Raw genomic sequence first — 26,366 nt, 5'->3', positions numbered from 1 at the left:
ATGGCGAGAATTCCTTTGTTGCAGATGTCCGGCATTTCCCTGACCTTCGGGGGTGATCCGGTGTTTTCGGAACTGGACCTGGTGGTTCAACCGGGCGACCGTGTCGCTTTGGTGGGGCGCAACGGGTCGGGTAAATCCACCTTGATGAAAGTGATGGCCGGTCTGGTTGAACCTGACCGTGGCGACATCGTAATTCCCCCCGGGAAGTCGGTGGGTTACATGGAGCAAGACCCCGGAATGCAGGGGTTTGCCACGTTGGGGGATTATGCCTCAAGCGGGTTGGAACCGGGTGAGCTGTATCGGGTTGAACGTGCCGGTGAAGGGCTGAAATTCGACCCGTCCCGCCCAGTTGAAACCGCCTCGGGCGGAGAGCGCCGGCGCGCGGCCCTGGCCAAGCTGATGGCCGAAGCGCCGGATCTGATGTTGCTGGACGAGCCGACCAACCATCTGGATATCGAAGCCATCGCGTGGCTGGAGCGTGAGTTGGGCGCGACACGGGCGGCTTATGTGCTGATTTCGCACGACCGTGCCTTTCTGCGCGCCTTGACCCGCGCGACGCTGTGGATCGACCGTGGCATGGTTCGAAGGCATGAGCAGGGGTTTGAAGGCTTCGAATCCTGGCGCGACAAGGTCTGGGAAGAGGAAGATCAACAGCGGCACAAGCTGAATCGTCTGATCAAGTCCGAGGCGAAATGGGCTGTTGAAGGCATCAGTGCGCGGCGCAAGCGCAATCAGGGCCGGGTGCGTGCCTTGCAAGCGTTACGGGCCGAGAAATCGGCGCAGATCAAACGGCAGGGTTCCGCGGCAATGGCGCTGGAATCTGGCCCAAAATCCGGTCGAAAAGTAATTGAAGCCAAGGGTTTGTCCAAATCTTTTGGCGGGCAGACAATTGTCCGGAACTTTGATCTTTTGGCGCTGCGTGGCGACCGGGTTGCCTTTGTCGGACCCAATGGTGTGGGTAAGACAACCTTGCTGAAAATGCTGCTGGGTCAGGAACAACCGGACGAGGGCAGCGTGACTCAAGGCACCAACCTTGAGATTGCGGTGTTCGACCAGACCCGCGCGCAGCTGGACCCGGAAATGACCCTTTGGGACAGCCTGACCGGCGACCCCGAGATGCGGGTATCCGGCAAGGCCGATCAGGTGATGGTCGGGGGCCAGCCCAAGCATGTGGTCGGCTACCTCAAAGAGTTCCTGTTTGACGAGCGACAGGCCAGAGCGGCAGTAAAGTCCTTGTCCGGCGGTGAAAAGGCGCGGCTGCTGTTGGCCAAGCTGATGGCAAGGCCCTCGAATCTTTTGGTGCTGGATGAGCCGACAAACGATCTGGATGTTGAAACGCTGGACCTGTTGCAAGAGTTGCTGAACGATTATAACGGCACCGTTCTGCTGGTCAGCCACGACCGGGATTTTCTGGATCGGGTGGCCACAACGACCATCGCGATGGAAGGCAACGGCCGCGCCACCGTCTATGCGGGCGGGTGGTCGGATTACATCACACAACGGGGCGGCGATCTTCCGAAGAAAGAAGAAAAAACAAAAGCTTCCAAGCCGAAGGTAAAGCAAGAGACGCAGTCAAAATCGGGCCTGTCCTTTTCCGAAAAGCACCGGCTCGAAAAGCTGCCAGCCGAGATTGCCCGCCTCGAAGCAGAGATTGGGAAGCTGGAAGATCTTATGTCCGACCCCGCGCTGTTCACGCGTGAGCCGGTCAAGTTTCAAAAGGCAACAGAGGCGCTGGTCGAGCGGCAGGAAAAACTGGCCGCAGCCGAGGAAGAGTGGCTGACACTCGAAGAAAAGGCCGAGGGCGCTTAGGTCAGCTTTGTTTTCAGGGGCCGGGCAGGGTTGCCGACCACTGTTTCGCCAGCGGCCACGTCTTTGGTGACCACGCTGCCTGCGCCGATGGTGGCACCGTCGCCGATGGTGATGCCCGGCATCAGGATCGCCCCACCACCGACCCAGACATTTGGGCCGATTGTCACGGGCAGGGCGATCTCCAGTCGCTGCGCGCGCTCGCCCGGGTTTTTGGCGTGCTGGGCGGAATAGATCTGCACATTGGGTCCGAACATCGTGTCGTCACCGACATGAACGGGCGCGGTGTCCAGAATGGTGCAGCCTGCGTTGAAATATACCCGGTGACCAAGGTGGATATTCATTCCGTAGGCACAATGAAACGGTGCCTCGATCAAGCAATCGCTGCCGGTTCTGGCGAATAAGGCACGCAAATCAGGTGCCATCGAACCCCGCGTATCCGGGGGGCAGCAGTTATGCGCGTGAACCGCGCGCCGCGCCTGTGCACGCAGCGCATCCAGTTCCGGGTCCAGACAGCAATACCACTGCCCGGCCTGCATCTTTTCCCGCTCTGTCATGTGTCAGGCTTAGCGCATCCGCAGGGCGCCGTCGATGCGGATGACCTCTCCGTTCAGGTAGCCCATTTCGACGATGAAACCGGCCAACCGCCCATATTCGCGAGGGTCACCCAGACGGGCGGGGTTGGGGACGTCACCAGCCAGTTGCTGTTGCACCTCTTGCGGCAGGTCGGCCAGCATCGGGGTCATGAAGATACCCGGCGCGATGGTCATCACGCGGATACCGGTTGAGGCCAGATCGCGCGCCATGGGCAGCGTCATGCCCACCACGCCACCCTTGGACGCGGAGTAAGCCGCCTGTCCCTTTTGCCCGTCAAAGGCCGCGATTGAGGCGGTGTTGATGATCACCCCGCGCGCGCCGTCGGGTTCGGGATCGTTCTTGGCCATCTCGACACTGGCCAGTCGTGAGACGTTGAATGTGCCCACCAGATTGATGTCGATTGTGCGCTGAAATGCGTCCAAAGGGTGCGGGCCATCCCTGCCCACCGTCTTGATGCCATAGGCAATCCCGGCACAGTTCACAGTTGCGGTGATGCGACCCATCTTGTTCATCGCATGGGCAATCGCCGCCTCCACGGATACCTCGTTGGTCACATCGGTTTCCGCGAAATGCCCGCCGATGTCTGCGGCAACCTGTGCGCCGCGCTCGGCATCCCGGTCCAGGATGGTGACCTGCGCGCCCTGTTCGGCGAAATGGCGGGCGGTGGCCTCGCCCAGTCCCGATGCACCGCCGGTGATGATCGCGGCTGTGGTGGACAATTGCATGGCGGATCCCTCGTGTCTGGATATGAACGTGTGTTCATTTAATCCGGGGATTTAGACTCTGTCCACAAAATTTACGCCGGTTTTTAGGCCGGGGCGGCGTTTCTCAAGCTTTTCTCAGGTGATCTTTAGGCGTGCTTAATGCGCAAGTCTCACATCGAAACCTAACGAAATGACGCGTCGACGAGACGCCGCGCAAGGAGAGAAGCGTTATGGTTAAGAGTATGAAGTTTGGACTATCCGCACTGGTCGCTGCGCCGATTCTGAGTGTGATGGCAGCCAGCAGTGCCGCCGCCGCGCCCGAGGTCTGTAACTGGAAGACCGCGCGCGACGCCGCAAACAACGGGGATTATGCTGCGATGTGCGATTGCACGCATGTGACGCCCAGCTTTCTGAAGCGGCTTCAAACCCGGTCTGACTTTGGCACCACGTTGCGCAATACCAGCGCGCAATGCCCCGGATTGGCGGCGTTGCTGAGCGACCAGCCGACGGCGTCGATCGGCACTGCGTTCAATTCCGGAGAAAATCGCGACAATGATCAGCTTGCCCAGGCCGATCCCGGCAGCGGCGGCGGCTCGGGCGGGGGTGGCGGAGGCGACAACCCCGGTGACGGAGGCGGTGGCCCGGGTGACGGCGGCGGTGGCCCGGGTGACGGCGGCGGTGATCCCGGTGACGGCGGCGGTGATCCCGGTGACGGTGGTGGTGATCCCGGTGACGGTGGTGGTGATCCCGGTGACGGTGGTGGCGATCCCGGTGATGGCGGTGGCGATCCCGGTGACGGTGGCGGCGGCAATGGCGGCAACAATGGCGGCGGCAACGGCGGCAACAATGGCGGCGGCAACAATGGCGGCGGTAACGGCGGCAACAATGGCGGCGGCAACGGCGGCAACAATGGCGGCGGCAACGGCGGCAACAATGGCGGCGGCAACGGYGGCAACAATGGCGGCGGCAACGGCGGCAACAATGGCGGCGGCAACGGCGGCAACAATGGCGGCGGCAACGGCGGCAATAATGGTGGTGGCAACGGCGGCAACAACGGTGGTGGCCACGGCGACGGCAAAGGTGGCGGCAAGGGCGGCCACGGCGGCGGCAAGGGTGGCGACGGTAAAGGTGGCCATGGCGGCGGCAAGGGCGGCCACGGCGGCGGTCACGGTAAAGGCGGAAAGTGGTAACTTTACGAACGCTTGTGAAGTCACTGACCGCGTCAGAAACGTTAACGGCCACCCAATTGGGTGGCCGTTTTTCGTTTCAGTTCAACGCTTGCTTAACCCAGTTGCACCAACGCGTGGCGCTTTTTGCCCGCGCTCAGCTTTATAGGTGAGGACAGCGCCGCCGCGTCGATCATAAGCCCGGCATCCGTCAGCGGAGCGTCGTCCAGTTTGGCGCCATTCTCGGCGATCAGGCGCTTGGCCTCTTTGCCCGATTTCGCTAGACCGGATTTCACGATCAACTGCACGATGGACATGCCATCACCCAGATCATCCGCGCTGAGTGTCAGGGTGGGCAGATCGTCGCCCACACCGCCTTTTTCAAAGACCTCGCGGGCTGTGGCCTCGGCCGTGGCCGCAGCCTCGGGTCCGTGCGACAGGGTCGTGACCTCATTGGCCAGGCGGATCTTGGCCTCGTTGATCTCGGACCCTTGCAACGCGCCCAGCCGGTCGCATTCGTCCACGGGCAGTTCGGTATACAGCTTCAGGAACCGGCCCACGTCGGCATCCGTTGTGTTGCGCCAGAACTGCCAGAACTCATAAGGTGAACGCATCTCGGCGTTCAGCCAGACGGCCCCGTCCTGTGATTTTCCCATCTTCTTGCCGTCGCTGGTGGTCAGCAGGGGCGAGGTCAGGCCATAGATTTCATGATCCAGCACGCGGCGGGTCAGGTCGATGCCGTTGATGATGTTGCCCCACTGGTCGCTGCCGCCCAGTTGCAGAACGCAGCCATAGCGGCGGTTCAGTTCCAGGAAGTCATAGGCCTGCAGGATCATGTAGTTGAATTCCAGGAAGGACAGCGACTGTTCGCGGTCCAGCCGGGATTTCACCGATTCAAACGCCAACATCCGGTTGACCGAAAAATGCCGCCCGATATCGCGCAGGAAATCGAGGTAGTTCAGATCGTCCAGCCATTCCGCGTTGTTCAGCATCAGAGCGGCGTTTTCGGCATCTGTGTCATAGTCGATATAGGCCGAGAACACTTTCTTGATGCCCGCGATATTGGCGTCGATCTGTTCGGGGCCCAGCAGGGGGCGTTCATCCGAGCGGAAGGACGGATCACCCACCTTGGTGGTGCCGCCACCCATCAGGGTGATCGGCTTGTGGCCGGTTTTCTGGAACCAGCGCAGCATCATGATCTGGATCAGGCTGCCCACATGCAGAGATTTTGCCGTGGCATCGAACCCGATATAGGCAGACTGGCACCCGCTGATCAGCGCTTCGTCAAGGCCCTGATAATCGGTGCAGTCGGCAAGAAAGCCGCGCTCGATCATCGTGGCGATGAAATCCGACTTGGGGTGGTAGGTCATATCGTGCCCTCGGGGTTGATGTTGCGGGGCACTGTATAGGCGGCGGGCTGCACAAGGAAAAGGCACCTTTTCCAAGAAAACCGCCGCCTGTGTCAGCTTTTGGTTGGTGGCAGGCGAAAGGCGTAAAGCATCGCGATCAGGTTCAGCACTGCCAGCGCAAAGATCGGGGTGACCGGATCGTGCAGATGTGCCACAGCGCCAAGGATGGCGGCAAAGACCATACCGATCAGACCGGCGCTGACATCGCCCAACGCAACCAGATAGGGGCGTTCCTTTTCTCCGGTCATGTCAATGATGTACAGATAGCGCCCATAGATCACACCGTTCCCGCCCAGCGACAGCAACAGGATGATCAGCGCGTAAAGCCAGACATCCTGCGCATAGCCCAGGAAGGTGAAGACCAGCGCAAGAATGGCCGAAACGGTTGAGATCATACATCCCAGCCACATCACCGGTTTGACCGAAATGCGCCCGCTGAGCCAACCCCAAAGAAGTGACCCGATCACCACGCCGGCGCTGGCCGCGATGACAAAATAGCTGAGGGAATGTTTGGTGCCCACATGGAATGTCGCGGCGTGGATCGTGTAGAACGGCATCGCCAGTTCGACCGAGACACAAAGCAACCGCGCCGTCAGAAATTTTCGATACCACGGATAGGCCATGCCGGTTTTGAAACCCGTCGCCAGCTCGGCCAGGGGTTTGGGCTTTTTCTTCGGGGCGGGCGCGCGGGCAGGTTCTTCTTCCAGCAGGCGCACACCGGCAAAGCTGATGCCGGCGGCGAACATGGCAAAGACACCGCACCACAGGACAACGATATGGCGCTGCATCGGCTGGTCCGAGGCCAGCAGGTCCCGTGTCAGCCAGACGATGACGATGGCCAAAACCCCCGAGATCGTCGCCTGGGCAAAGACCATCCGGTTGCGTTTCGCATCCGGGACGGAAATGCCGTAAATCTGGCTGGTACCCAGGCTGGCGATCCCCTGACACAACCCCATGACAACCGCAGTCGCCAGGAACAGCATTACGATCATGATCCGGGGCAGGTTCGTTGCGAACAGCGCCACCACGGACAAAACCAAAGCGGTCATGATATTGGGCACATAGACCGCAAGTTTCGCGCGGGTCACCCGGTTGATGAATGGCGACACAAAGATTTCCGCGATCAGACGCGCGCCGGTGACGAAGGGCAGCAACATGCCCGCGAAAAATGTGGGCGCCCCCAAAGCCAGATACAGAAAAGGCAGCACCAGATTGGGGTTCACCAACTGCCCGCCAATCGTAGCCAGTGACCCGGACCAGAAGATCAACTGATAATTGCGGCCTTGCGATGGTTGTCTGGGGGTTTGCGTGTCCGTCATGTTCTGTTCGCTTTGGTCCAGGTCATGTCATTCATGATCATTTCACCACGCGGCGCCAGTGATTTCCTGTGCGTAGGGTGGGGTTTGGGCAATGGTTACTCAGGCTGCGGAGGGTTGCAACTGTCACCGTAGGGTGAGTGCAGGGATCTGTATCCGCCAAAGCAATGTGGCCTCTGCGCCCAAGTGGCGTCAAAAACCGCGCCCGCCGGGTGATGTGGGTTGCTTTGTGATTGGGGAAAAAGGCAGGTTGAGCGCGCCGTACCCGTCAATCGGTGTGGTAGAAGACAAAAAACGGAAATGAGGTGAGCGTGGGCCAATCCATCAGGAAAGTTGGGGCGATCAGGGCATTGGGGGCAATGTCCGGTACGTCGCTGGATGGGGTGGACGCCGCTGTGGTCGAAACCGATGGGCACAGGATTTTCGGCTTTGGCCCCAGCGACTATCGCGCCTATACCAAGGCCGAACGCACCGACCTGCGCGGTGCGTTGGGGCAATGGCAGGGACCCATGGTCGATAAGGCGGCCGAATTGGTCACCTTTGCCCATGCCGAGGTTCTGTCCGAGTTTGAAGAGGTCGATCTGATCGGCTTTCACGGCCAGACCCTTGCGCATGAACCCCAAGGGCGCGGGACGTTGCAGGTGGGCGATGGCAAGGGGCTTGCACAGGCGCTTGGCGTACCTGTGGTCTGGGATTTTCGCAGCGATGACGTCTCTATGGGCGGCGAAGGCGCGCCACTGGCGCCGTTTTATCATTTTGCCTGTGCCAAATGGATCGAGGCCGATGCCCCCTTGTGTTTCCTGAATCTGGGCGGGGTCGGGAACCTGACTTATGTCGACCCAAGCTTTGACGGTCCCGAAGCCCCCGGCGCGCTGCTGGCTTTTGACACCGGTCCGGCCAATGCGCCGGTCGATGATCTGATGCAGGCGCGCCTTGGCCTGCCGATGGACCGCGATGGCGCGGTGGCGCGGGGTGGGACCGTGGAAACCGGCGCGCTTGAGTTGTTTCTGGCCGAGCCGTTCTTTAACCGCCTGCCGCCGAAGTCGCTGGACCGTAATGACTTTGCCGAGATGATCGGGCTGGTCAAAGAACTCAGCGACGCTGACGCGGTGGCGACGCTGACCGGTATGTGCGCCGCAGGTGTGGTGCAGGGGATGGAGCATTGCCCCAAACCGCCCTCCCGCGTGTTGGTAACAGGGGGGGGGCGGCATAATCCCGTATTGATGGAGATGCTGCGCGTCTCGTTGGATTGCCCGGTCGAACCGGTCGAGGCAGTGGGACTGGACGGAGACATGCTTGAGGCGCAGGCCTTTGCTTATCTGGCGGTGCGTGTGGCCCGTGGGCTGCCAACGTCATGTCCCGGTACCACCGGGGTCAAGGCGCTGGTTGGTGGCGGTGTTGTCAGTACCGTAGAGAGTTCACGTAGTCTGCCGTAAACTCAGAGTACCCATCAGAAGTCGATTTAAGATGCGACCGGGTCCAGTCGTGCAACGCAGGCAGCTGGTGGAATGGCACATTGGGAAAGGCGTGATGCTCGGCGTGGTAGGGCATGTTCCAGGCCAGAAACCGGACGATACGGTTGGTGAATGTGGTACGTGAGTTTTCAAGCATATTGGCGACCGGGGGGCACAAGCCGTGCTCGGCCAGAAGGTAAAGCCGCAGAAACGGTTGGCAGATCAGAACCGGACAAACCCAGAGCCAGAACAGAGCCGACGAATAGAACAGGCTGAGAAATGCGATGGCGTAGAAGCCAAGCAGCAGGCGCGCCTCGATACGCATGGCACGGTGTTGGCGGGCCGGAAGGTATGGGGCATCGATCCGGCCAACGGCGTTTTGAATCAGAACCCTGGACATCCCCGCCCAATACGGCAGCCCGCTGAGGTACAGCAGCAGCTCGGGCCAATTCCCGGGCCGGGGTTTGCCTGCCAGTTCGGGGTCTTTGTCCGGGCGATTGGTCCATTTGTGATGCGCCAGGTGAAAGTACCGAAACCATATAAAAGGCAGGGCAATGGGGATGGAAACAAGATGCCCGATTACGTCATTCAGCCAACCGCTGCGAAACGGCGTTTTATGGGTGCATTCATGGCTTAGGGTGAATAGGAAAACCAGCAGGATACCCTGAGGAAGGATAAACAGCGGCCACAGCGGGTTTCCTGCCGCGATATATGCGGTGGTTCCCGCCATCGCCGCTCCATAAAGCACAAGATGGCGCAGCCCGGCTGTGTCCGACCGTCGCTGAAGGCTGTCTTTCGCCTCGGGTGGGAGGGACGCTATGAGGGCGCGATGGTCCACGCCTTACCCGCGCGCAATGTCAAACCCGGGCGCGGCCAGTTCAAAGCCGTCAAACTCAAACCCAGGTGAGACGGTGCAACTGACCAGCGTATACTCTCCGGCCGTTCGTGCCGCCTGCCAGTGGTTTTGGGGCACGATCAGTTGCGGCGAACCTTGCGAAAGGTCCGGGGTCAGCAGATGATCGGTGGCGGGGCCGTCATCAGTGGCGCTGAGCGACAGGGTCAGCGGCGCGCCAGAGTGGTACAGCCAGATTTCGGTCGCGTCGACACGGTGCCAATGGCTGCTTTCACCGGCCTGTAGCAGGAAGTAGATGCAGGTGCCTGTCGCGCGGCCTTCGTTTTCCGCCCGCCATGTTTCGCGGAACCAGCCGCCCTCGGGATGAGGGGCCAGTTTCAGGTGGTCGATGATCTCTTGCGCGGTCATCCGGGCCTCGTGCGTTGTTCGGGGCGATTATGCACGCGGGCGGGCGATCCGCTATGGTATTCGTGCGTTTCAGCAATATGTTTGCCGCATGACCCTTATGATCCCGTTTGACAACAGCTACGCCCGCCTTCCCGACAGCTTTTTCGCACGGCAGGCGCCGGTTCCTGTGCGCGCGCCGCAACTGATCGCGTTTAACAACGACCTGGCGCAGATCCTGCGGATTTCTCCGGGCGACGTGCCTGAGATGGCCGAGACCTTTGCCGGAAACACGCTGCCGGATGGGGCAGAGCCGATTGCGCAGCTGTATTCCGGGCATCAGTTCGGCAATTACAACCCTCAGCTTGGGGACGGGCGTGCCGTGCTGCTGGGTGAGACGGTCGGGGCGGACGGTCTTCGGCGCGATATTCAGTTGAAAGGGTCAGGGCCGACACCGTTCAGCCGCCAAGGTGACGGGCGCGCCTGGTTGGGGCCGGTGTTGCGGGAATATGTGGTGTCCGAAGCGATGCACGCGCTGGGCATCCCGACCACGCGCGCTTTGGCGGCAGTAGAAACCGGAGAGGTCGTGCGGCGCGAAGAGCCGATGCCCGGCGCTGTGCTGACCCGTGTAGCGCAAAGCCACCTGCGCGTGGGCACGTTTCAGGTCTTTGCCGCGCGGGGGCAGATGGACAGTCTGCACCGGCTGACGGAATACGCCATCGAACGTCATTACCCCGGCGCGGATGGTCCCATGGGGCTGTTGCGCGGCGTTGTGCAATCGCAGGCCGAGCTGATCGCGGGATGGATGAGCGTGGGCTTTATTCACGGGGTGATGAACACCGACAATTGCTCGATTGCGGGTGAGACGATCGATTATGGCCCGTGTGCCTTTATGGACAGCTATCACCCGAATACTGTTTTCAGTTCGATCGACCGGATGGGGCGCTATGCCTATTCCAACCAGCCAGACATCGCGGTGTGGAATGTCGCCCAGCTGGCGACGTCGTTGATCCAACAGATGAAAGACAAAGACGCCGCCGTGGAAGAGGCGACCGAGATCGTGCACGCCATGCCCGATCTGTTGCAGAAGAACTGGCTGAGGCGTTTCCGGGCCAAGATCGGGCTGACCACCGAAGACAAAGGTGACGAGGCGCTGATTTCGGACCTGCTGACGCGGATGGCGCAAAACCAGGCCGATTTCACCAACACTTTCCGGGCGCTGGGCGGTGATAAGGCCCGTGATCAGTTCCTGAACCCCGAAGCCTTTGACGAATGGTCGGACGGCTGGCAGGCGCGTTTGAGCCAAGAGGGCGACCCGGTGGCAACCATGACGGCGGCAAACCCGGCCTTCATCCCGCGCAATCACCGGGTTGAGCAGATGATCGAGGCCGCCGTGCAAGGCGATTACACCCCATTCCACAGATTGAACACGGTACTCGCACAGCCTTATGAGGATCAGCCCGAGGCCGACGACCTGACACGCCCACCGACCAAAAGCGAAGTCGTCCATGCGACGTTCTGCGGGACTTAGGGGCCGATGGATTGCCAAAGTTGACGTTTGTCTGGGGGAAACGACAGCGGCTTACCATCCTGAAAGAATGCTGCATAATGGGTGCAGGGGTAACACTGCTGGATTTTTCAGATTTGTTTTAAGGAGCATATAATGCGCTATTCGATCTTGCTGGAAGACGCGGACGGTGTTTCCTATTTTGAAGACCGCGATATTGATGCCGAGCTCAAGAGTTTTGCCCCACCCGCCAACCCGTTTCTAGTCTCTCAGGAATATGACGCATCGCGCTTTGTCTTCCTGTCACTGCCTGCGGGGTGGAAAGGGGTTCAGCACCGCTCTCCCAACCGTCAACTGGCAACGGTTCTGTCGGGCAGGTTCCGTGTTCAGGCCGGATCGGGCGAGGTGCGGGATTTTACGGCTGGCGATCTGTTCTGGGCCGAAGATGTCACCGGAACGGGCCATGCCTCATCTGCCGAAGGGGACGAGCCGGCCAATCTGATGATTACGCAGTTTTGAAAGAAATCGGGTTCTACGGGACCGTATCATGTCAATCACAGGATCTTTATGACCCATCCTTCAACTCTGCGCATCGCCAGTTACAATATTCAGAAATGCGTCGGCCTTGATTTTCGGCGGCAGCCGCAACGCATCATGCAGGTCATCGACGGCATGAAGGCCGATATCGTGGTGCTGCAAGAGGCCGACAAACGCCTGCCGCCGCGCCCGGCCGCCCTGCCGCATTTCATGCTGGATGAGGCCGGGTGGCAGGTTGTCGATTTGGGGGGCGCAGGCAGCCTGGGCTGGCACGGCAACGCGATGATCTGGCGCGGCGATGCCATCCGGGTGCGGCAGACAGGCCATCACGATTTGCCGGGGTTGGAACCCCGGGGGGCTGTGCGGGTGGAATTCGATACCCAGATCGGGCCGCTGCGGGTGATGGGGATGCATCTGGGGCTGCTGCCCGCGTCGCGGCGTCGGCAGATCACCCATATTCGCCACTGCGATTCCGGGCTGGATGCGATGCCAACCGTCTGGGCGGGGGACTTCAACGAATGGTCGCGGCAACCGGTTCTGGATCATCTGGCCCCGGATATGCGGTTTCTGCCGCCGGTCGCCAGCTTTCCGGCCGCACAGCCGCTGGGGGCGCTGGACCGGATCGCGCTGGGCGCGGGGCTTGAGGCGGTGTTGCATGGCGTACACGACGCGCGGCCCGCGCATATTGCCTCGGATCACCTGCCGATTTGGGCCGATGTGCGACCTGCGGCCTAAACCGCAATTACCCTGTAGCGCCAGCCGCGCAGACGTATTAAGACAGAGACCCGAACAAGTCCGAGAGTCACCATGTCCGATACGATCATCGCCCGTTGCGAAGCCAAGGGCCTACGCATGACGGGTCAACGCCGCACAATTGCGCAGGTGTTGCAACAAAGCGCGGATCACCCGGATGTAGAGGAGCTGTATGCCCGCGCCTCAAAGGTGGATTCGGGCATTTCCATCGCCACCGTCTATCGCACCGTGAAACTGTTCGAAGAGGCGGGGATACTCGACCGTCTGGAATTCGGCGACGGGCGCGCGCGGTACGAAGACGCCGAGCGTGATCACCATGATCACCTGATCGACATGCAGTCGGGCGAGGTGATCGAATTCGTAGACCCCGAGATCGAAGCCCTGCAGGAAAAAATCGCGGCCAAGCTTGGGTATAAGCTGAAAGGCCACCGGCTGGAGTTGTACGGCGTTCCGCTGGAACAAGACTGACCCATCACAAAACACGAACGGTGGACGCACGGGAATTCATGTTTCCTGCGGGAATAAGACTTGCCAGATAAGGCGTCTTTCGATTTTGCTGACGGCGATGGCGGCAATTCGGGTCGCAGGTTTCAACGGACACGACCATGAATAACGTGAACGGCATTATGCTGGTTGTCGGCGCGATGGCGGCCTTTGCGCTTGAGGACATGTTTATCAAACACCTGTCGATCAGCGTATCGACCGGGCAGATCATGATTGTGCTGGGCGTAATGTGCGGGCTGGTGTTCGCCGCACTGTCGATCGTGACGCGCAAACGCATCTTTGACCCTGTAGCATGGCAGTTTCTGCCCATGGCCCGCGCCGCGACCGAAGCGGTCGGCGCATTGAGCTTTGTGACCGCACTGTCACTGGTGGAACTGTCTACCGTGGCCGCCGTGTTTCAGGCGATGCCGCTGGCGGTCACCATGGGGGCTGCGCTGTTTTTGGGCGAACAGGTCGGCTGGCGGCGGTGGAGCGCGATTGGCGTTGGTTTCGTTGGCGTTCTGATGATCATCCGCCCCGGCGTTGAGGGGTTCCAGCCCGAGTCGTTGTTTGTTGTGGCCACGGTCGTTGCAATTGCCGCGCGCGATCTGATCACCCGTCGGTTGGATGTCCGTGTGGCGTCTTCGGTTGTGGCGTTGCAGGCTTATATTTCCGTGGCGCTGTCGGGGCTTGCGATGATGGTGTTCGGCGGTCAGCCCTTGGTGCCGCTTGGATCGGGTCAGATCGGACCTTATATTGGCGCGATCGGGTTTGGTGTTCTGGGCTATTACGGGATCGTCACCGCGATGCGGGTGGGGGATGCCTCGGCGTTGACGCCGTTCCGCTATACGCGGCTGGTCTTTTCGATCATGGCGGGCATGTTGATGTTCGGCGAGCGTCCGGACGCGATGACGCTGGCGGGTGCCACGCTGATCATCGGCTCTGGTCTTTACACTTTCTTGCGCGAACGACGGTTGGCCCGAACCATGGTGCCCGCCGCGACCTGACGGATCGTCGCAGGTTGGCGCAAACATCGGCCTCAAGACGTGTTAGCGATAACATGGCTGGTTTACTTTTTGCCGCGTGATGCTATGAGGCTTGCAACCAAATGCAGCCACAGGGACGGGCCTCATGAGCACGATCATCGACATTCACGCACGCGAAATTCTGGACAGCCGGGGCAACCCGACAGTTGAAGTGGACGTGATTCTGGAAGACGGCACCATGGGCCGCGCTGCTGTACCTTCGGGCGCGTCGACCGGTGCCTATGAAGCGGTTGAAAAGCGTGACGGTGACAAGTCGCGCTATCTGGGCAAAGGCGTGCTGGAGGCCGTCGCCGCAGTGAACGGCGAGATCGCCGAGGAATTGGTCGGCTTTGACGCAACCGAACAGGTTGCCATCGACGGCGCGATGATTGAACTGGACGGGACCGAGAACAAGGGCCGCCTGGGCGCAAACGCCATTCTGGGTGTCTCGCTGGCCACGGCCAAGGCGGCGGCGGACTTCACTACGCAACCGTTGTACCGCTATGTGGGCGGCACCTCGGCCCGTGTTCTGCCGGTGCCGATGATGAACATCATCAACGGGGGCGAGCACGCGGATAACCCGATCGACATTCAGGAATTCATGATCATGCCGACCTCGGCCGCGAATATCCGCGAGGCGGTGCGCATGGGCGCCGAGGTGTTCCACACGCTGAAAAAAGAGCTGTCGGCCGCTGGTCTGGCCACCGGTGTCGGCGATGAGGGTGGATTTGCGCCCAACATCGCCTCGACCCGTGAGGCGCTGGATTTTGTCCTGAAGTCCATCGAAAAGGCAGGCTACAAGCCGGGTGAGGAAATCCACCTGGCGCTGGATTGCGCCGCGACCGAATACTACAAGGACGGCAAATACGTCCTGTCAGGCGAGGGCACGACCCTGACCTCGGAAGAGAACGCGGCCTATCTGGCGGCGCTGGTCAACGACTATCCGATCATCTCGATCGAAGATGGCATGTCCGAGGATGACTGGGACGGCTGGAAGGCCCTGACCGACGCCATCGGCGATAAGGTGCAACTGGTGGGCGACGACCTGTTCGTGACCAACCCCACACGTCTTGCCGAAGGGATCGAGCGCGGCTGCGCAAACTCGATGCTGGTCAAGGTGAACCAGATCGGATCGCTGACCGAAACCCTGCGCGCCGTCGATATGGCCCACCGGGCGCGGTACACCAATGTCATGTCCCACCGTTCGGGCGAGACCGAGGATGCGACCATTGCCGATCTGGCGGTGGCAACCAATTGCGGTCAGATCAAGACCGGCTCGCTGGCGCGGTCGGACCGGTTGGCCAAGTACAACCAACTGATCCGCATCGAAGAATCGCTGGGTGAGGTTGCCGAATACGCCGGGACTTCGATCTTGAAACGCTAAGTGTTATCCTGATCCTTGAAAATTGTTTGAGGATCAGCCGATGCTAAGCATCATAGAACCAAAAACGCCGGACCACTTTGATGCGGTCCGGCGTTTGTGTTGGGATTATCGCGATTTCCTTCTGACGCTTGATCCAAAGTCGCAGAGCATCGTCCAAACAGTTTACCCGCGTGAAAAATACGTGCGCCTGATGGATGTGATCGAGGTTGAACATAGCCCTCCGAAAGGCGGCGCTTGTCTGGTGTTGAAAGAAGGCCAACCCATTGGATGCGGGATGTTTCACACGATTGCGCCCAGTGTCGCTGAAATCAAACGGGTGTTTGTGACGGAAAACGCGCGGGGAACCGGGGCGGGGTATGCCATCGTGCAGTCTTTGATCGAACAGTGCCGTCGTCAGGGGTTTGAATATGTCCGTATGGACACTGGAAAACCGCTTGAGACAGCGGCGCGCCTGTATCTTTCGATGGGATTTCACCTGCGGGATGCATATGCCGAAGTGCCAGAGATCGCAGAGGGCCATTTGCTGTTTTTTGAGATGCAGCTAGGCCCCAACACGTTCGATCCAGAGGAAAGTGGCTAAAAGATTATTGCCAGCTACAGTTTGTTTTCCCTGCAAAAAGTAACAAATTGGCAGGTTTGGCCTTGCATAAAATTCATTATGTGTGAACTTTTTCCTATTGGGCTGGCCAAAGTATCTCCTATTTTAAGGGTATTACAGAAAAGGAGAATACCATGACTGGTTCGAAATTCCTTCTCGTAGCATCGGTAATAGGCACTGTGTTCCTTGCGGCCTGTTCTACGCCCGGCACGTATCCAATTTCCGGTGATAAGACGTCGGCAGACGATCCCGTCAGGAACATGCAATCGCCGACTTACATCTACCGCGGTGAAGCCCGCTAGGATGTGCCTGCCGGACCACGGGCTTTTCGGCCCGTGATCACACCTTTTGGTCAGAGCTTTTTGCTCATCAACATGTACTGATCGCGCGGTTTGAAACCGGTGCGCAGGTACAGGTTGTGCGCGGTACTGTTGGTGCGGTCGACTTCCAGATGCAGGGCTATCATGCCGGCTGCGGCAAGGGCCTTGGGCAGATCCAGCAGAACCTCGCTGGCGATACCACGGCGGCGAACGGCGGGGCGAATGTAAATTTCGTCGACGAAACCGTCCAATCCGCCAAATTCGACGGACCAGCCAAAGGTCAGGATGATGTAGCCCAGTGGCGCACGGCCCGGGCCGATCAGATAGATGCAGCCGTGGGGGATGCCCTCAAGCAACGGGGTCAACGCATCGCGGGTCTGATCGGCGTCCTGAACGATCCCTTCCTCGGTATGGAAGGCGGTCACCAGACCCATCAGGCGGTCCAGATCCTCGGGGCGGGCAAGTCTCAGCGCGGCGCTCATAGCTTGGCCAGCCGTTCGGTGAGCAGGGTAAAGAAGCCGTCGGCGTCCAGATCGCCCATGAACATCGCGTTCGGTTTGCGGTCCGTGACGCCCCACCAGTCGGCGACGGTCATGCCCATTGTCAGTTCAGACTGGGTTTCGATTTCCACATTCACATGGCGACCCGTGAACAGCTCGGGCCGGATCAGATAGGCGGTGACGCAGGGATCGTGCAGCGGCGCGCCCGCGCTGCCGTATTTCTCCTTGTCGTAGCGTTCAAAGAAATCAGTCATCTGGGCTACGGCGACGCCGACCTTGCTGCCAAGCGCGCGGAAGGCGTCGTTGCGGGGTTTGGTGACCAGCGCCTTGTGCGTGACATCCAGTGACATGACCACGATAGGTCTGCCAGATTTGAACACGACATCAGCAGCTTCGGGATCGACATGGATGTTGAATTCGGCGGTAGGAGTGATGTTCCCAACTTCGAAATAGGCCCCGCCCATCAGTACGATTTCCTGAACGCGGTCGATGATGTCAGGGGCCTTCTGAAAGGCCGTTGCGATGTTGGTCAACGGTCCCAAGGGGCATAGCGTGACGGTCCCCGGATCATGCGCGCGCAGGGTGTCGATGATGAAATCGACGGCGTGACCTTCGGCCAGTTCCATCTTTGGTTCGGGCAGGTCCGGCCCATCCAACCCAGTTTTTCCATGCACATGTTCCGCCGTGACCAGCGGGCGGTTCAACGGCCGGTCGCAGCCTGCGTAAACAGGCACTTCGGTATGACCGGCCAGTTCACAGACGATGCGTGCATTCTTTTCGGTCAGCGCCAAAGGCACATTTCCGGCAACGGCGGTGATGCCCAACACCTCGATGTCTTCGGGGCTGGCAAGCGCCAGCAGGATGGCGACGGCATCATCCTGTCCGGGGTCAGTGTCGATGATGATCTTGCGCGCGGTCATGGGCTGCCTCCGGAGGGTCGTAAAGCGCGGACACTGACAAGTGGGACCCGCCTTGTCCAGTTGTTTTAGGCGTCGGTTGTCGCATCCACCGGCGGGAGTTTGCCGTTGGCGCGGTGCTCCTCGATTTTGACCTCGTCCCAAAGGGCGTCCATCTCTTGCAAGGTGCTGTCCGATGGGGTTTTTCCCCGATCCGCCAGCCGCGCCTCGACCTGTTCGAAACGGCGGGTGAACTTGGCGTTGGTGCGGCGCAGGGCGGCCTCGGGTTCGATGCCCAGATGGCGGCCTAGGTTGACCATCACGAACAGCAGATCGCCGAATTCATCCTCTAGTGCGTCGGCATCTTTGGCATCACGTGCCTCTTCAAGCTCAGCCGCCTCTTCGGTGATCTTGGCCAGCACATGGCTGGCATCGGGCCAGTCGAACCCCACGCGGGCGGCGCGTTTTTGCAGTTTATGCGCCCGCAGCAGGGCGGGCAGGTTGGCCGCCACGCCGTCCAGCGCGCCCTTTTGTTCCTTGCCCGCGCGTTCCGCCGCCTTGATGGTTTCCCAGTCCAGCGTCTGCTGCTCGGCCGATTTGTCACGGGATTCATCACCGAAGACATGCGGATGGCGGGCGACCATCTTGTCGGACATGGTGCGCACTACGTCCTGAAAGGTGAAATGCCCGGCTTCTTCGGCCATCTGCGCGTGAAAGACGGATTGGAATAGCAGATCGCCCAGCTCTCCCTTCAACTCATCAAAAGCCTGCCGTTCGATGGCGTCGGCGACCTCATAGGCCTCTTCGATGGTGTAGGGGGCGATGGTGGCGAAATCCTGTTCGATGTCCCACGGACAGCCCGATTGCGGGTCGCGCAGGCGGCGCATGATTTCCAGCAGGCGTTCGATACCCGCAGCGCTGTCGTGGATCAGAGGATTTTCGGCCATTGCGAACCCTTTCGTTCCGGTGTCAGATGCATCCATTCCGCAGTCCCGATCAGGAGTCCACCCCAGATGCCCGTCGTCAACCGAATTGCCGATTACACCGCTGACATGGCCACATGGCGCCAGCACCTGCATACGATCCCCGAGTTGGAGTTCGAATGTCACGAGACCGCAGCCTTTGTCGCAGATCGCCTGCGCGAATTCGGGGTGGATGAGCTGCACGAAGGGATCGCCAAAACCGGGATCGTGGCGATCATCAACGGGCAGGGTGAGGGGCCGACCATCGGTCTGCGCGCCGATATGGATGCGCTGCCGATCCCCGAGGAAACGGGCGTTGAATATGCCTCGAAAAACCCCGGTAAAATGCATGCGTGCGGCCATGACGGGCACACAACGATGTTGCTGGGCGCGGCGCGCTATCTGGCCGAGACGCGCAATTTCCGGGGCCGCGTGGCGCTGATCTTTCAACCCGCCGAAGAAGAGGGCGGCGGTGCCGGTGTGATGGTCGAAGAGGGTATCATGGACCGGTTCGACATCACCCAGGTCTACGGCATCCACAATACGCCCGGTCGGCCCGAAGGGATGTTTCAAACCACGCCCGGTCCGATCATGGCGGCGGTGGATACGTTCGAGGTGCATATACAGGGCGTCGGCGGACATGGCGCGATGCCCCATGAAACCCGCGATCCGGTGATGGCGGCCTGTGGGATCGCGCAGGCAATCCAGACCATCGTCAGCCGCAACCACTATGCGCTGGATGATCTGGTAATCTCGGTCACACAGATCCACACCGGGACGGTGAACAACGTGATCCCCGATACCGCGTATATCAACGGCACCGTGCGCACCTTCGACCCTGCTGTCCAAAAGATGGTGATGCAGCGGATGGCACAGATTGTCGAAGGGCAGGCGGTGTCATACGGGGTCGAGGCAACGCTGGGCTATGAGGTCGGCTATCCCGCCACGGTCAACGATCCGGAAAAGACCGGGTTTGCGGCCGATGTGGCGCGCGACGTGTCAGGTGCCGAGCGGGTCACCGAGGCCTGCGGGCGTGAGATGGGGGCCGAGGATTTCTCCTACATGTTGCAGGCGCGGCCCGGGGCCTATCTGTTTCTGGGTCAGGGCGATGGGGCAGGTCTGCATCACCCCAAATACAATTTCAACGACGACATTGCTCCGGTCGGGGCATCGTTTTTCGCACGGCTCGTTGAAAAGGCACAGCCACTGGGCTGAGGCCCAGTGGAACAATCGAAAGGGAAGAGGCGCAAGATGTCACTGGAAGACGCAAAAAATCAGGTGGATGAGGCATTTACCAACCCAAACCTCAAGGGCCTGTCCTTTGAAAATACATTTGGCGGGGCCACGTCGTTTCTGCGGCGGCGCTATACCAAGGATCTGACCGGTGTGGATATCGCCGTGACCGGTATTCCATTCGATCAGGCGGTGACCAACCGCCCCGGCACCCGCCTTGGCCCCCGCGCCATCCGCGAGGCCAGCGCGCTGCAATCGCCCGACGCGCCCTATGGCTGGCCGTTTGATGCGCTCAGCGAGCTGGCGATTGTCGATTACGGCGATATGGCCTTTGACTATGCCAATATCCCCGCTTTTCCCGACACTTTGACCGAACATATCCGCAAGATTCTGGCCGCTGACGTGGCCTCGGTCACGTTGGGCGGTGATCACTATATCAGCTTTCCGATCCTGAAGGCCTATGCCGAGAAATATGGCCCGATTTCGCTGCTGCAATTTGATGCCCATACGGACACCTGGGCGGATGATGACATGTCGCGCGTGGACCATGGCACGATGTTCTACAAGGCGGTGAAATCCGGAATCGTGGACCCGAAACGCTCGGTTCAGGTGGGGATACGCACCACCAACACGGACACGCTGGGCGTCAACATCATTGACGCGCGTGAGGTGCACGAGACCGGCCCCGCCGCCGTGGCGCAAAAGATCAAGGGCATTCTGGGGGACAATCCCGTGTACCTGAGCTTTGACATCGACGGATTGGACCCGGCTTTTGCCCCCGGCACCGGAACGCCGGTCTGGGGCGGACTGACCTCGGCTCAGGCGCAGATCATTCTGCGCGACATTGCCGGGATCAACATCAAAGGTGGCGACGTGGTCGAAGTATCGCCACCGTTTGATACCACCGGCGCAACAGCCATTGCAGGTGCCCATGTGGCGATGCAGATCATCTGCTTGCTGGGGTGGAACAGGCTGGCTTAACTGGGCTTGTCCGGCGCGTCTTAACCATTGGTTAGTCATCCTTCCGGTATTTGCTTTTCTAAACGGTCAGACCGGATGGAGAAGCAGGGCGTATGACAATTTTGAACCAACCGATCAGCGGCAACGATCTGGCCCGGTTTTCCGGGCCAAACACCTTCATGCGGCTGCCGCAGGCTGACACGCTGGCCGGGCTGGATGTGGCCGTCTTGGGAATTCCGATGGACATTGGCACCTCATGGCGGACGGGCGCACGGTTCGGGCCAAAGCACATTCGCAGTGAAAGCGCGATCATCCGGCCCTATAACATGGCGACTTTTGCGGCCCCATTCGACAGTTTGCAAGTTGCCGATATCGGGGACCTGGCGATCAATACGTTCTCGCTGCCTGACAGTCTCAGGATCATCAGGGAAAGCTATGACGCCATTCTGGCGCAGGATGTGACGCCGATGGCGATTGGGGGCGATCATTCGATCACCCTGCCGATCCTGCGGGCTGTTGCGGCCAAACACGGACCTGTGGCGCTGGTGCATGTGGATGCGCATGCGGATGTGAATGATGAGATGTTCGGTGAAAAGGAAACCCACGGCACCTTCTTGCGCCGTGCCCACGAAGAAAGGTTGATCGTCCCCGACAAGACATTCCAGATAGGTTTGCGCGGGTCGGGATATGCCGCCGGAGATTTCACCGAGGCCAAGGGGTGGGGGGTGCGCCAGTTTCCGGCATGGGAGTTATGGCAACAAAACCTGACCCTGATCGGGGCGCAGATCCGTAAGGAGATCGGGGATCACCCGGTCTATATCACCTTTGACATCGACAGCCTGGACCCATCTTTTGCCCCCGGCACCGGCACGCCCGAGATCGGCGGCCTGACCACGCCGCAAGCGTTGCAGTTGATCCACGCGCTTGGCGGCGTGAACGCGGTGGGCTGCGATTTGGTCGAGGTCTCGCCTCCCTATGATCCGGCAGGCACCACCGCGCTGACGGCGGCCAGCCTGCTGTTTGAACTGCTGTGCATTATGCCCGGCGTGACGTCACGGTAATCCGGCAAGGCGACCTTGCGCCGGTGGCCGGTCCGGCTAAGTTCAGCGCAGAGGAAGGGCGCTATGAAAAAGAAACTAATGTGGCTGCTGGTTGTTTTGATCGTTGTTGGTGCAGGGTACATCCGGCTTGCGCCCTCGGACCCGGAATTCTGGCATGTTGCCCCGCAGGTGCAGGCCGATCAGGACCTTGAAGGCGGCGTTTTGCGCGTTGTGGAAACCGGCCCGGACGGGTTGGCGCGCCTTGACGCAATCGCACGCGAAACGTCCCGCACGACGGTTCTGGCGGGTTCGGTGGAGGATGGGATGATCACCTATGTGACCCGCAGCCTGGTTTTCGGCTTCCCCGATTACACCACCGTGCAACAGGACGGCGACGTTCTGCGCATTCACGGGCGGCTGCGGTTTGGTGAGTCAGATCTTGGGGTGAACCGTGAGCGTGTTGACGGGTGGCTGGCTCTGCTCTAGCCGCGATGACAGGCAACCTTCCTGCACCTCGCGCCACATGGGTACGTTCAGCGACATCTGACATTGGGCGGTGAACATGCGGCCATCAACCTGCAGGCAGATCATCTCTCCCAATTCGATGCGGGTGCCGGATTTGTCGGTGCAATAGCAATCCTGAACCTTGCCGCCGGGTCCTGTGACATCCGCCAATGCGGGGGTTGCGCAAAGGGTCAAAGCAAGAACAGTTCGTTTCATGCCACATAGCTTAGCACAAGGCTGGGCCTTGACCAAAGCCCGTGGATGAGAGACACCGCCCGGATGATCCCCGAAGAACGCCTTGAACAGATCACCCAGCGATTCCAATACCTCGAAGCGGCCATGGCTGATGGCGCTGCGGGCGGGGATATTGCGGCTTTGGCCAAGGAATACTCGGACCTCAAGCCGGTGGTCGATCAGATCATGGCGTGGCGGCAACTGGTCGGCGACCTGACCGAGGCGCAGGCGATGTTGTCGGACCCGGACATGAAAGAACTGGCCGAAGAGGAAATTCCCGAACTGCAAGCGCGTATCCCGCAGGCCGAACATGCGCTGCAACTGGCTTTGTTGCCAAAGGACGCGGCGGATGCACGTCCGGCGATGCTGGAAATCCGCCCCGGAACGGGTGGGGATGAGGCCGCGTTGTTCGCCGGAGACCTGCTGCGGATGTACCAACGCTATGCCGAAGCGCGGGGCTGGAAGTTCGAGATCATCGAGGAACAGGCGTCAGACCTTGGCGGGATCAAAGAGGTCGTGGCCCATATCAAGGGCGACAATGTCTTTGCCCGGATGAAATACGAATCAGGTGTGCATCGCGTCCAGCGGGTGCCCGAAACCGAAAGCGGCGGGCGTATTCACACATCGGCGGCCACCGTGGCGGTTCTGCCCGAGGCCGAGGATGTGGATATTCAGATCGACGCCAATGACCTGCGGATCGACACCATGCGCAGTTCAGGCGCGGGCGGGCAGCATGTGAACACCACCGACTCGGCGGTGCGGATCACCCATTTGCCCAGCGGGATTGTCGTGACCAGCTCCGAGAAATCGCAGCACCGCAACCGCGAGATCGCCATGCAGGTGCTGAAAACGCGGCTATATGATCTGGAACGGCAGCGGATCGACAGTGAACGTTCAGCGGATCGGGCCAGTCAGGTGGGCTCGGGCGACCGGTCGGAACGGATCAGGACCTATAATTTTCCGCAGGGACGCATGACGGATCACCGCATCAACCTGACGCTTTATAAGCTGGATCAGGTGATGCAGGGCGATCTGGACGAAGTGATCGACGCGCTGACTGCCGATGATCAGGCGCGGCTGCTGGCCGAGATGGCACAATGATTGCGGCGCAGACAGCAGCGCAGGCGATGGTGGCCGCAACGGCGCGGCTGCGCGCGGCAGGGGTTGATGACCCGGCGCGGGACGCGCGGGTTTTGCTGGCCCATGCGGCGCGGATCGAAGCCAGCCGGGTGACATTGATCGCGCCCGAGGAACTGTCGCCTGAAATTGCAGAGCGCTATGACCAGTTGATTTCGCTGCGGGCCGTCCGTGTGCCGGTGTCGCATCTGTTGGGTGAGCGTGAATTCTATGGCCGCCGGTTCCGTGTCAGCAGTGACGTTCTGGATCCGCGCCCGGAAACCGAAACCCTGATTGAGGCCGCATTGAGCGAGCCGTTTGATCATGTGCTGGATCTGGGCGTCGGTTCGGGGTGCATTCTGATCACGCTTTTGGCGGAACGGACAAGCGCGTCGGGTATTGGTGCGGACCTGAGCGAAGCCGCATGTCTGCAGGCCAGCGCCAATGTGGTGCAGCATCAGGTACAGGGCCGGGCTGAGATTCTGCAATCCGATTGGCTGGAAGACATTCAAGGTCAGTTCGACCTGATTGTTTCTAACCCGCCCTATATTTCATTGATGGAAATGGAAGATCTGTCGCCAGAAGTGCGCGAGCATGAACCTAGGATGGCGTTGACGGATGAGGGCGACGGGTTGGAAGCCTATCGCCGTATCGCGGCTGCGGTTCCGGATTTCCTTTTGCCGGGTGGGCGTATTCTGGTCGAAATCGGGCCGACGCAGGGGCAAAGCGTATCCGCGCTTTTTGACGCAGCAGGGCTGTCTGATACGGGCATCATTCCCGATTTGGATGGTCGTGACCGCGTCGTTGTCGCAAGAATGCCGCAGTGACAGGGCAAGTGAGGCCGAAAAACGCCGATTGATGTAAAAAACCTGCGATTTTTTGGACAAACCCCTTGTCTGCACGCGCTGGACATGCTTACTCAGGGTTAGTCGGAGAGGTTGACGCTGTTTCAGCGGGCCCCTGACGCCAAGCCCAAAAAAGTCGACATCGCGTCACAGCAAAAGCCTTTGAGCAGTGCCCGACGCGAGGTGATCGACAGCGAATGACAAGGCTGACTAAAGTAGATGAGATCTTCCAAATCCCGCTCGCGGGCCAAGAATAACCGAAATCGTCCTTCTGGCGGCAACGTCGTGAACCGGGTTTTTGACAGCTCGGGTCCTGAAGGTAAGGTGCGCGGCACCCCACAGCAGATCATCGACAAATACAACCAGCTGGCCCGTGACGCACAGCTGTCGAATGACCGTGTGGCTGCCGAGAACTTCCAACAGCACGCTGAGCATTATTTGCGCATGCTGAGCGAAGCACAGCGCGAAGTTGACGCACGCCGTGAAGAGCAGGAGCGCCAGAACCGTGAACGCCAAGCCGAGCGTGATCGCGAGCGTGCCGAGCGGCAGGAACGCGAATCTGCCCGCCAGGCTGATCCGGCAGAGGCCCCGCAGCCTGATGTGATGGGTTTCACGGCCGAAACGGCGGCTCCTGAATCCGGTCTGGTCGAGACGCCTGAAAGCAAAGATGAAGCCCCTGTTTCAGATGCGGATGAGAAAAAGAAAAAACCGGCGCGACGTCCGCGCCCGCGCAAGCCCAAGGCTGCGACGGCTGAAGACGCGCCCAGCGGTGGCGACGACGCCCCCGAAGCCGCCGAGTAATAGCGGTTTGCCTGTTTCAGAAAGCCTCGGGCATGGCCCGGGGCTTTTTTGTTTTGAGGGTCAGCTTTTTCGAATCTCGCGGGCCAATGCGCAGAATGCTTCGAGCGGGATTTGCTCGGCCCGGTCCGTGGGCTTGATCCCGGCGGCGATCAGGCGATCTTCGATATCCGGGGCGGCCCCCTTGAGCGACGCGCGCAGCATTTTGCGGCGTTGATTGAACGCTGCGGCCACGATGCGCGACAAAGTCGCGGCGTCCGCTGGATAGCGTGGCTCGGCCAGGGCGGTCAGGTGAACCACGGCGCTGGAGACTTTGGGCGGCGGCGTAAAGGCCCCGGGCGGCAGCGACATGGCGATACGCGCCTCGGCCCGCCATTGGGCGAGGATGGCCAGACGCCCATAGGCTTTGCTGCCGGGCTGCGCCACGATGCGCTCGGCGACCTCGCGTTGGAACATCAGGGTCAGGCTTTGCCAGAACGGGGGCCATTGGGGTGGCGTCAGCCAGCGCACCAGCAGTTCGGTCCCCACGTTATAGGGCAGGTTCGCCGCGATTCGGATCGGCGGCGTCAGATGTTGCAGCGGGTCGATTTCAAGCGCGTCGCCATTGATCACCTCAAGCTGGCCGGGGTAGGCGGCGGCAATTTCGTTCAGGGCTGCGATACAGCGCGTATCCTTTTCAACGGCCACGACCTTGCGCGCGCCCTCAGACAGCAGGCCACGGGTCAGGCCGCCGGGGCCGGGGCCGATTTCCAGAATATCGCATTCGGTTAGGTCACCGGCCTGACGTGCGATTTTCGCGGTCAGGTTCAAGTCCAGCAAAAAGTTCTGGCCCAGCGATTTGCGAGCCGAAAGCTGATGGGTCGCGATGACCTCACGCAGGGGGGGGAGGGTGTCGATTGCGCTCATGTTCTGATCACCGTGGCGCGAATGGTGGGGGATACGCCAGTGATTTTTTGCCTCCGGCGGGGATATTTTCAGCCAG

At 60.3% G+C, this 26,366-nt stretch carries 28 protein-coding genes; 17 read left to right on the top strand and 11 right to left on the bottom strand.

Annotation, left to right across the window (positions count from 1 at the left end):
* Window positions 1-1,809, top strand: a complete 1,809-nt coding sequence (locus tag JT51_RS18145; RefSeq protein ID WP_037316132.1) for an ABC-F family ATP-binding cassette domain-containing protein — start codon at window positions 1-3, stop codon at window positions 1,807-1,809.
* On the opposite strand, the gene JT51_RS18140 is transcribed toward JT51_RS18145, so the two are convergent.
* Window positions 1,806-2,363 carry a sugar O-acetyltransferase gene (locus JT51_RS18140; protein WP_037316129.1) on the bottom strand — a complete coding sequence of 186 codons (558 nt, stop codon included), beginning with the start codon at window positions 2,361-2,363 and terminating at the stop codon, window positions 1,806-1,808. The genes JT51_RS18145 and JT51_RS18140 overlap by 4 nt on opposite strands.
* Before the next feature lie 9 nt (window positions 2,364-2,372).
* Window positions 2,373-3,128, bottom strand: coding sequence for a 3-hydroxyacyl-CoA dehydrogenase (locus tag JT51_RS18135; protein ID WP_037316126.1), 756 nt, complete (start codon window positions 3,126-3,128; stop codon window positions 2,373-2,375).
* A gap of 209 nt (window positions 3,129-3,337) precedes the next feature.
* On the opposite strand from JT51_RS18135, the gene JT51_RS18130 reads away from it, so the two are divergent.
* Window positions 3,338-4,297: a hypothetical protein gene (locus tag JT51_RS18130; RefSeq protein WP_037316123.1), complete on the top strand. Its 960-nt coding sequence runs from the start codon at window positions 3,338-3,340 to the stop codon at window positions 4,295-4,297.
* Window positions 4,298-4,389: 92 nt separating this feature from the next.
* On the opposite strand, the gene tyrS is transcribed toward JT51_RS18130, so the two are convergent.
* Window positions 4,390-5,643 (bottom strand): tyrosine--tRNA ligase, encoded by a 1,254-nt coding sequence (gene tyrS / locus JT51_RS18125; protein WP_037316121.1) that lies wholly within the window; start codon window positions 5,641-5,643, stop codon window positions 4,390-4,392.
* Between the two features lie 92 nt (window positions 5,644-5,735).
* A complete protein-coding gene (locus tag JT51_RS18120) occupies window positions 5,736-7,001 on the bottom strand; it encodes an MFS transporter (protein ID WP_037316117.1) in 1,266 nt (421 codons plus the stop codon).
* A gap of 356 nt (window positions 7,002-7,357) precedes the next feature.
* On the opposite strand from JT51_RS18120, the gene JT51_RS18115 reads away from it, so the two are divergent.
* Entirely contained in the window at window positions 7,358-8,434 is a 1,077-nt protein-coding gene (locus JT51_RS18115; protein WP_235216207.1) for an anhydro-N-acetylmuramic acid kinase, read from the top strand.
* Here the strand turns inward: JT51_RS18115 and JT51_RS18110 are convergent.
* Both JT51_RS18110 and JT51_RS18105 read right to left on the bottom strand, forming a co-directional pair.
* Window positions 8,400-9,290 carry a fatty acid desaturase gene (locus JT51_RS18110; protein ID WP_037316110.1) on the bottom strand — a complete coding sequence of 297 codons (891 nt, stop codon included), beginning with the start codon at window positions 9,288-9,290 and terminating at the stop codon, window positions 8,400-8,402. The two genes, JT51_RS18115 and JT51_RS18110, sit on opposite strands and share 35 nt — an antisense overlap.
* Window positions 9,291-9,293: 3 nt before the next feature.
* Window positions 9,294-9,713, bottom strand: coding sequence for a cupin domain-containing protein (locus JT51_RS18105; protein ID WP_037316107.1), 420 nt, complete (start codon window positions 9,711-9,713; stop codon window positions 9,294-9,296).
* An 88-nt stretch (window positions 9,714-9,801) separates the two neighbouring features.
* Between JT51_RS18105 and JT51_RS18100 the strand changes: the two genes are divergently transcribed.
* The 7 genes from JT51_RS18100 (at window position 9,802) to JT51_RS18070 (ending at window position 15,958) form a co-directional block, all read left to right on the top strand.
* Window positions 9,802-11,220 (top strand): protein adenylyltransferase SelO, encoded by a 1,419-nt coding sequence (locus JT51_RS18100; RefSeq protein ID WP_037316104.1) that lies wholly within the window; start codon window positions 9,802-9,804, stop codon window positions 11,218-11,220.
* Between the two features lie 132 nt (window positions 11,221-11,352).
* On the top strand, window positions 11,353-11,715 hold the full coding sequence (locus JT51_RS18095; protein WP_037316101.1) for a cupin domain-containing protein: 363 nt from the start codon (window positions 11,353-11,355) through the stop codon (window positions 11,713-11,715).
* Window positions 11,716-11,763: 48 nt separating this feature from the next.
* Window positions 11,764-12,468 (top strand): endonuclease/exonuclease/phosphatase family protein, encoded by a 705-nt coding sequence (locus JT51_RS18090; RefSeq protein ID WP_037316098.1) that lies wholly within the window; start codon window positions 11,764-11,766, stop codon window positions 12,466-12,468.
* A 72-nt stretch (window positions 12,469-12,540) separates the two neighbouring features.
* Entirely contained in the window at window positions 12,541-12,954 is a 414-nt protein-coding gene (locus JT51_RS18085; RefSeq protein WP_037316095.1) for a Fur family transcriptional regulator, read from the top strand.
* 137 nt (window positions 12,955-13,091) lie between these two features.
* On the top strand, window positions 13,092-13,976 hold the full coding sequence (locus JT51_RS18080; RefSeq protein WP_037316093.1) for a DMT family transporter: 885 nt from the start codon (window positions 13,092-13,094) through the stop codon (window positions 13,974-13,976).
* Between the two features lie 124 nt (window positions 13,977-14,100).
* Entirely contained in the window at window positions 14,101-15,378 is a 1,278-nt protein-coding gene (eno, locus tag JT51_RS18075) for a phosphopyruvate hydratase (RefSeq protein ID WP_037316090.1), read from the top strand.
* 40 nt (window positions 15,379-15,418) lie between these two features.
* Window positions 15,419-15,958 carry a GNAT family N-acetyltransferase gene (locus JT51_RS18070; RefSeq protein ID WP_037316087.1) on the top strand — a complete coding sequence of 180 codons (540 nt, stop codon included), beginning with the start codon at window positions 15,419-15,421 and terminating at the stop codon, window positions 15,956-15,958.
* A 370-nt stretch (window positions 15,959-16,328) separates the two neighbouring features.
* Here JT51_RS18070 and JT51_RS18065 read toward each other — a convergent pair whose 3' ends face one another.
* The 3 genes from JT51_RS18065 to mazG form a co-directional block, all read right to left on the bottom strand.
* A complete protein-coding gene (locus tag JT51_RS18065; RefSeq protein ID WP_037316084.1) occupies window positions 16,329-16,778 on the bottom strand; it encodes a GNAT family N-acetyltransferase in 450 nt (149 codons plus the stop codon).
* Entirely contained in the window at window positions 16,775-17,716 is a 942-nt protein-coding gene (locus tag JT51_RS18060) for a nucleoside hydrolase (protein ID WP_037316081.1), read from the bottom strand. Before JT51_RS18060 ends, JT51_RS18065 begins: the two co-directional genes overlap by 4 nt.
* A gap of 65 nt (window positions 17,717-17,781) precedes the next feature.
* Window positions 17,782-18,639, bottom strand: a complete 858-nt coding sequence (gene mazG / locus JT51_RS18055; protein ID WP_037316363.1) for a nucleoside triphosphate pyrophosphohydrolase — start codon at window positions 18,637-18,639, stop codon at window positions 17,782-17,784.
* 66 nt (window positions 18,640-18,705) lie between these two features.
* Here mazG and JT51_RS18050 point away from each other — a divergent pair, with 66 nt between their 5' ends.
* From JT51_RS18050 to JT51_RS18035, 4 genes are all read left to right on the top strand, one after another.
* Window positions 18,706-19,869: a M20 aminoacylase family protein gene (locus JT51_RS18050; protein ID WP_037316078.1), complete on the top strand. Its 1,164-nt coding sequence runs from the start codon at window positions 18,706-18,708 to the stop codon at window positions 19,867-19,869.
* A 36-nt stretch (window positions 19,870-19,905) separates the two neighbouring features.
* Entirely contained in the window at window positions 19,906-20,868 is a 963-nt protein-coding gene (gene speB / locus JT51_RS18045) for an agmatinase (protein WP_037316075.1), read from the top strand.
* Between the two features lie 92 nt (window positions 20,869-20,960).
* Entirely contained in the window at window positions 20,961-21,908 is a 948-nt protein-coding gene (gene speB / locus JT51_RS18040; protein ID WP_037316072.1) for an agmatinase, read from the top strand.
* 63 nt (window positions 21,909-21,971) lie between these two features.
* A complete protein-coding gene (locus JT51_RS18035) occupies window positions 21,972-22,373 on the top strand; it encodes a DUF1499 domain-containing protein (protein WP_037316069.1) in 402 nt (133 codons plus the stop codon).
* Here the strand turns inward: JT51_RS18035 and JT51_RS18030 are convergent.
* Entirely contained in the window at window positions 22,320-22,607 is a 288-nt protein-coding gene (locus tag JT51_RS18030) for a hypothetical protein (RefSeq protein WP_037316066.1), read from the bottom strand. The genes JT51_RS18035 and JT51_RS18030 overlap by 54 nt on opposite strands.
* 63 nt (window positions 22,608-22,670) lie before the next feature.
* Here JT51_RS18030 and prfA point away from each other — a divergent pair, with 63 nt between their 5' ends.
* From prfA to JT51_RS18015, 3 genes are all read left to right on the top strand, one after another.
* Window positions 22,671-23,726: a peptide chain release factor 1 gene (gene prfA / locus JT51_RS18025; RefSeq protein ID WP_037316063.1), complete on the top strand. Its 1,056-nt coding sequence runs from the start codon at window positions 22,671-22,673 to the stop codon at window positions 23,724-23,726.
* Complete coding sequence (gene prmC, locus JT51_RS18020) at window positions 23,723-24,568, top strand: peptide chain release factor N(5)-glutamine methyltransferase (protein ID WP_037316060.1); 846 nt, start codon at window positions 23,723-23,725, stop codon at window positions 24,566-24,568. Before prfA ends, prmC begins: the two co-directional genes overlap by 4 nt.
* A gap of 237 nt (window positions 24,569-24,805) precedes the next feature.
* Window positions 24,806-25,387, top strand: coding sequence for a DUF4167 domain-containing protein (locus JT51_RS18015; protein WP_037316058.1), 582 nt, complete (start codon window positions 24,806-24,808; stop codon window positions 25,385-25,387).
* 60 nt (window positions 25,388-25,447) lie between these two features.
* On the opposite strand, the gene rsmA is transcribed toward JT51_RS18015, so the two are convergent.
* Window positions 25,448-26,290, bottom strand: a complete 843-nt coding sequence (gene rsmA / locus JT51_RS18010; protein WP_037316055.1) for a 16S rRNA (adenine(1518)-N(6)/adenine(1519)-N(6))-dimethyltransferase RsmA — start codon at window positions 26,288-26,290, stop codon at window positions 25,448-25,450.
* Between the last annotated feature and the right edge of the window lie 76 nt (window positions 26,291-26,366).

Origin of the sequence: Ruegeria halocynthiae (assembly GCF_000743705.1) — a bacterium.
Taxonomy (GTDB): Bacteria; Pseudomonadota; Alphaproteobacteria; order Rhodobacterales; family Rhodobacteraceae; genus Ruegeria; species Ruegeria halocynthiae_B.
Note: the sequence above shows the minus strand (reverse complement) of the source record. Positions and strands in the feature narration are given on the sequence as shown.

Bases quoted from the DNA above. Each gene is read 5' to 3' on its own strand.
- prfA (WP_037316063.1), top strand. From the start codon at position 22,671: ATGATCCCCGAAGAACGCCTTGAACAGATCACCCAGCGATTCCAATAC.
- JT51_RS18015 (WP_037316058.1), top strand. From the start codon at position 24,806: ATGAGATCTTCCAAATCCCGCTCGCGGGCCAAGAATAACCGAAATCGT.
- tyrS (WP_037316121.1), bottom strand. From the start codon at position 5,643: ATGACCTACCACCCCAAGTCGGATTTCATCGCCACGATGATCGAGCGC.
- JT51_RS18095 (WP_037316101.1), top strand. From the start codon at position 11,353: ATGCGCTATTCGATCTTGCTGGAAGACGCGGACGGTGTTTCCTATTTT.
- JT51_RS18100 (WP_037316104.1), top strand. From the start codon at position 9,802: ATGACCCTTATGATCCCGTTTGACAACAGCTACGCCCGCCTTCCCGAC.
- JT51_RS18070 (WP_037316087.1), top strand. From the start codon at position 15,419: ATGCTAAGCATCATAGAACCAAAAACGCCGGACCACTTTGATGCGGTC.
- JT51_RS18145 (WP_037316132.1), top strand. From the start codon at position 1: ATGGCGAGAATTCCTTTGTTGCAGATGTCCGGCATTTCCCTGACCTTC.
- speB (WP_037316072.1), top strand. From the start codon at position 20,961: ATGACAATTTTGAACCAACCGATCAGCGGCAACGATCTGGCCCGGTTT.
- JT51_RS18105 (WP_037316107.1), bottom strand. From the start codon at position 9,713: ATGACCGCGCAAGAGATCATCGACCACCTGAAACTGGCCCCTCATCCC.
- JT51_RS18115 (WP_235216207.1), top strand. From the start codon at position 7,358: ATGTCCGGTACGTCGCTGGATGGGGTGGACGCCGCTGTGGTCGAAACC.
- prmC (WP_037316060.1), top strand. From the start codon at position 23,723: ATGATTGCGGCGCAGACAGCAGCGCAGGCGATGGTGGCCGCAACGGCG.
- JT51_RS18050 (WP_037316078.1), top strand. From the start codon at position 18,706: ATGCCCGTCGTCAACCGAATTGCCGATTACACCGCTGACATGGCCACA.
- JT51_RS18120 (WP_037316117.1), bottom strand. From the start codon at position 7,001: ATGACGGACACGCAAACCCCCAGACAACCATCGCAAGGCCGCAATTAT.
- JT51_RS18090 (WP_037316098.1), top strand. From the start codon at position 11,764: ATGACCCATCCTTCAACTCTGCGCATCGCCAGTTACAATATTCAGAAA.
- JT51_RS18080 (WP_037316093.1), top strand. From the start codon at position 13,092: ATGAATAACGTGAACGGCATTATGCTGGTTGTCGGCGCGATGGCGGCC.
- eno (WP_037316090.1), top strand. From the start codon at position 14,101: ATGAGCACGATCATCGACATTCACGCACGCGAAATTCTGGACAGCCGG.
- JT51_RS18065 (WP_037316084.1), bottom strand. From the start codon at position 16,778: ATGAGCGCCGCGCTGAGACTTGCCCGCCCCGAGGATCTGGACCGCCTG.
- speB (WP_037316075.1), top strand. From the start codon at position 19,906: ATGTCACTGGAAGACGCAAAAAATCAGGTGGATGAGGCATTTACCAAC.
- JT51_RS18060 (WP_037316081.1), bottom strand. From the start codon at position 17,716: ATGACCGCGCGCAAGATCATCATCGACACTGACCCCGGACAGGATGAT.
- JT51_RS18085 (WP_037316095.1), top strand. From the start codon at position 12,541: ATGTCCGATACGATCATCGCCCGTTGCGAAGCCAAGGGCCTACGCATG.
- JT51_RS18030 (WP_037316066.1), bottom strand. From the start codon at position 22,607: ATGAAACGAACTGTTCTTGCTTTGACCCTTTGCGCAACCCCCGCATTG.
- rsmA (WP_037316055.1), bottom strand. From the start codon at position 26,290: ATGAGCGCAATCGACACCCTCCCCCCCCTGCGTGAGGTCATCGCGACC.
- mazG (WP_037316363.1), bottom strand. From the start codon at position 18,639: ATGGCCGAAAATCCTCTGATCCACGACAGCGCTGCGGGTATCGAACGC.
- JT51_RS18135 (WP_037316126.1), bottom strand. From the start codon at position 3,128: ATGCAATTGTCCACCACAGCCGCGATCATCACCGGCGGTGCATCGGGA.
- JT51_RS18035 (WP_037316069.1), top strand. From the start codon at position 21,972: ATGAAAAAGAAACTAATGTGGCTGCTGGTTGTTTTGATCGTTGTTGGT.
- JT51_RS18140 (WP_037316129.1), bottom strand. From the start codon at position 2,363: ATGACAGAGCGGGAAAAGATGCAGGCCGGGCAGTGGTATTGCTGTCTG.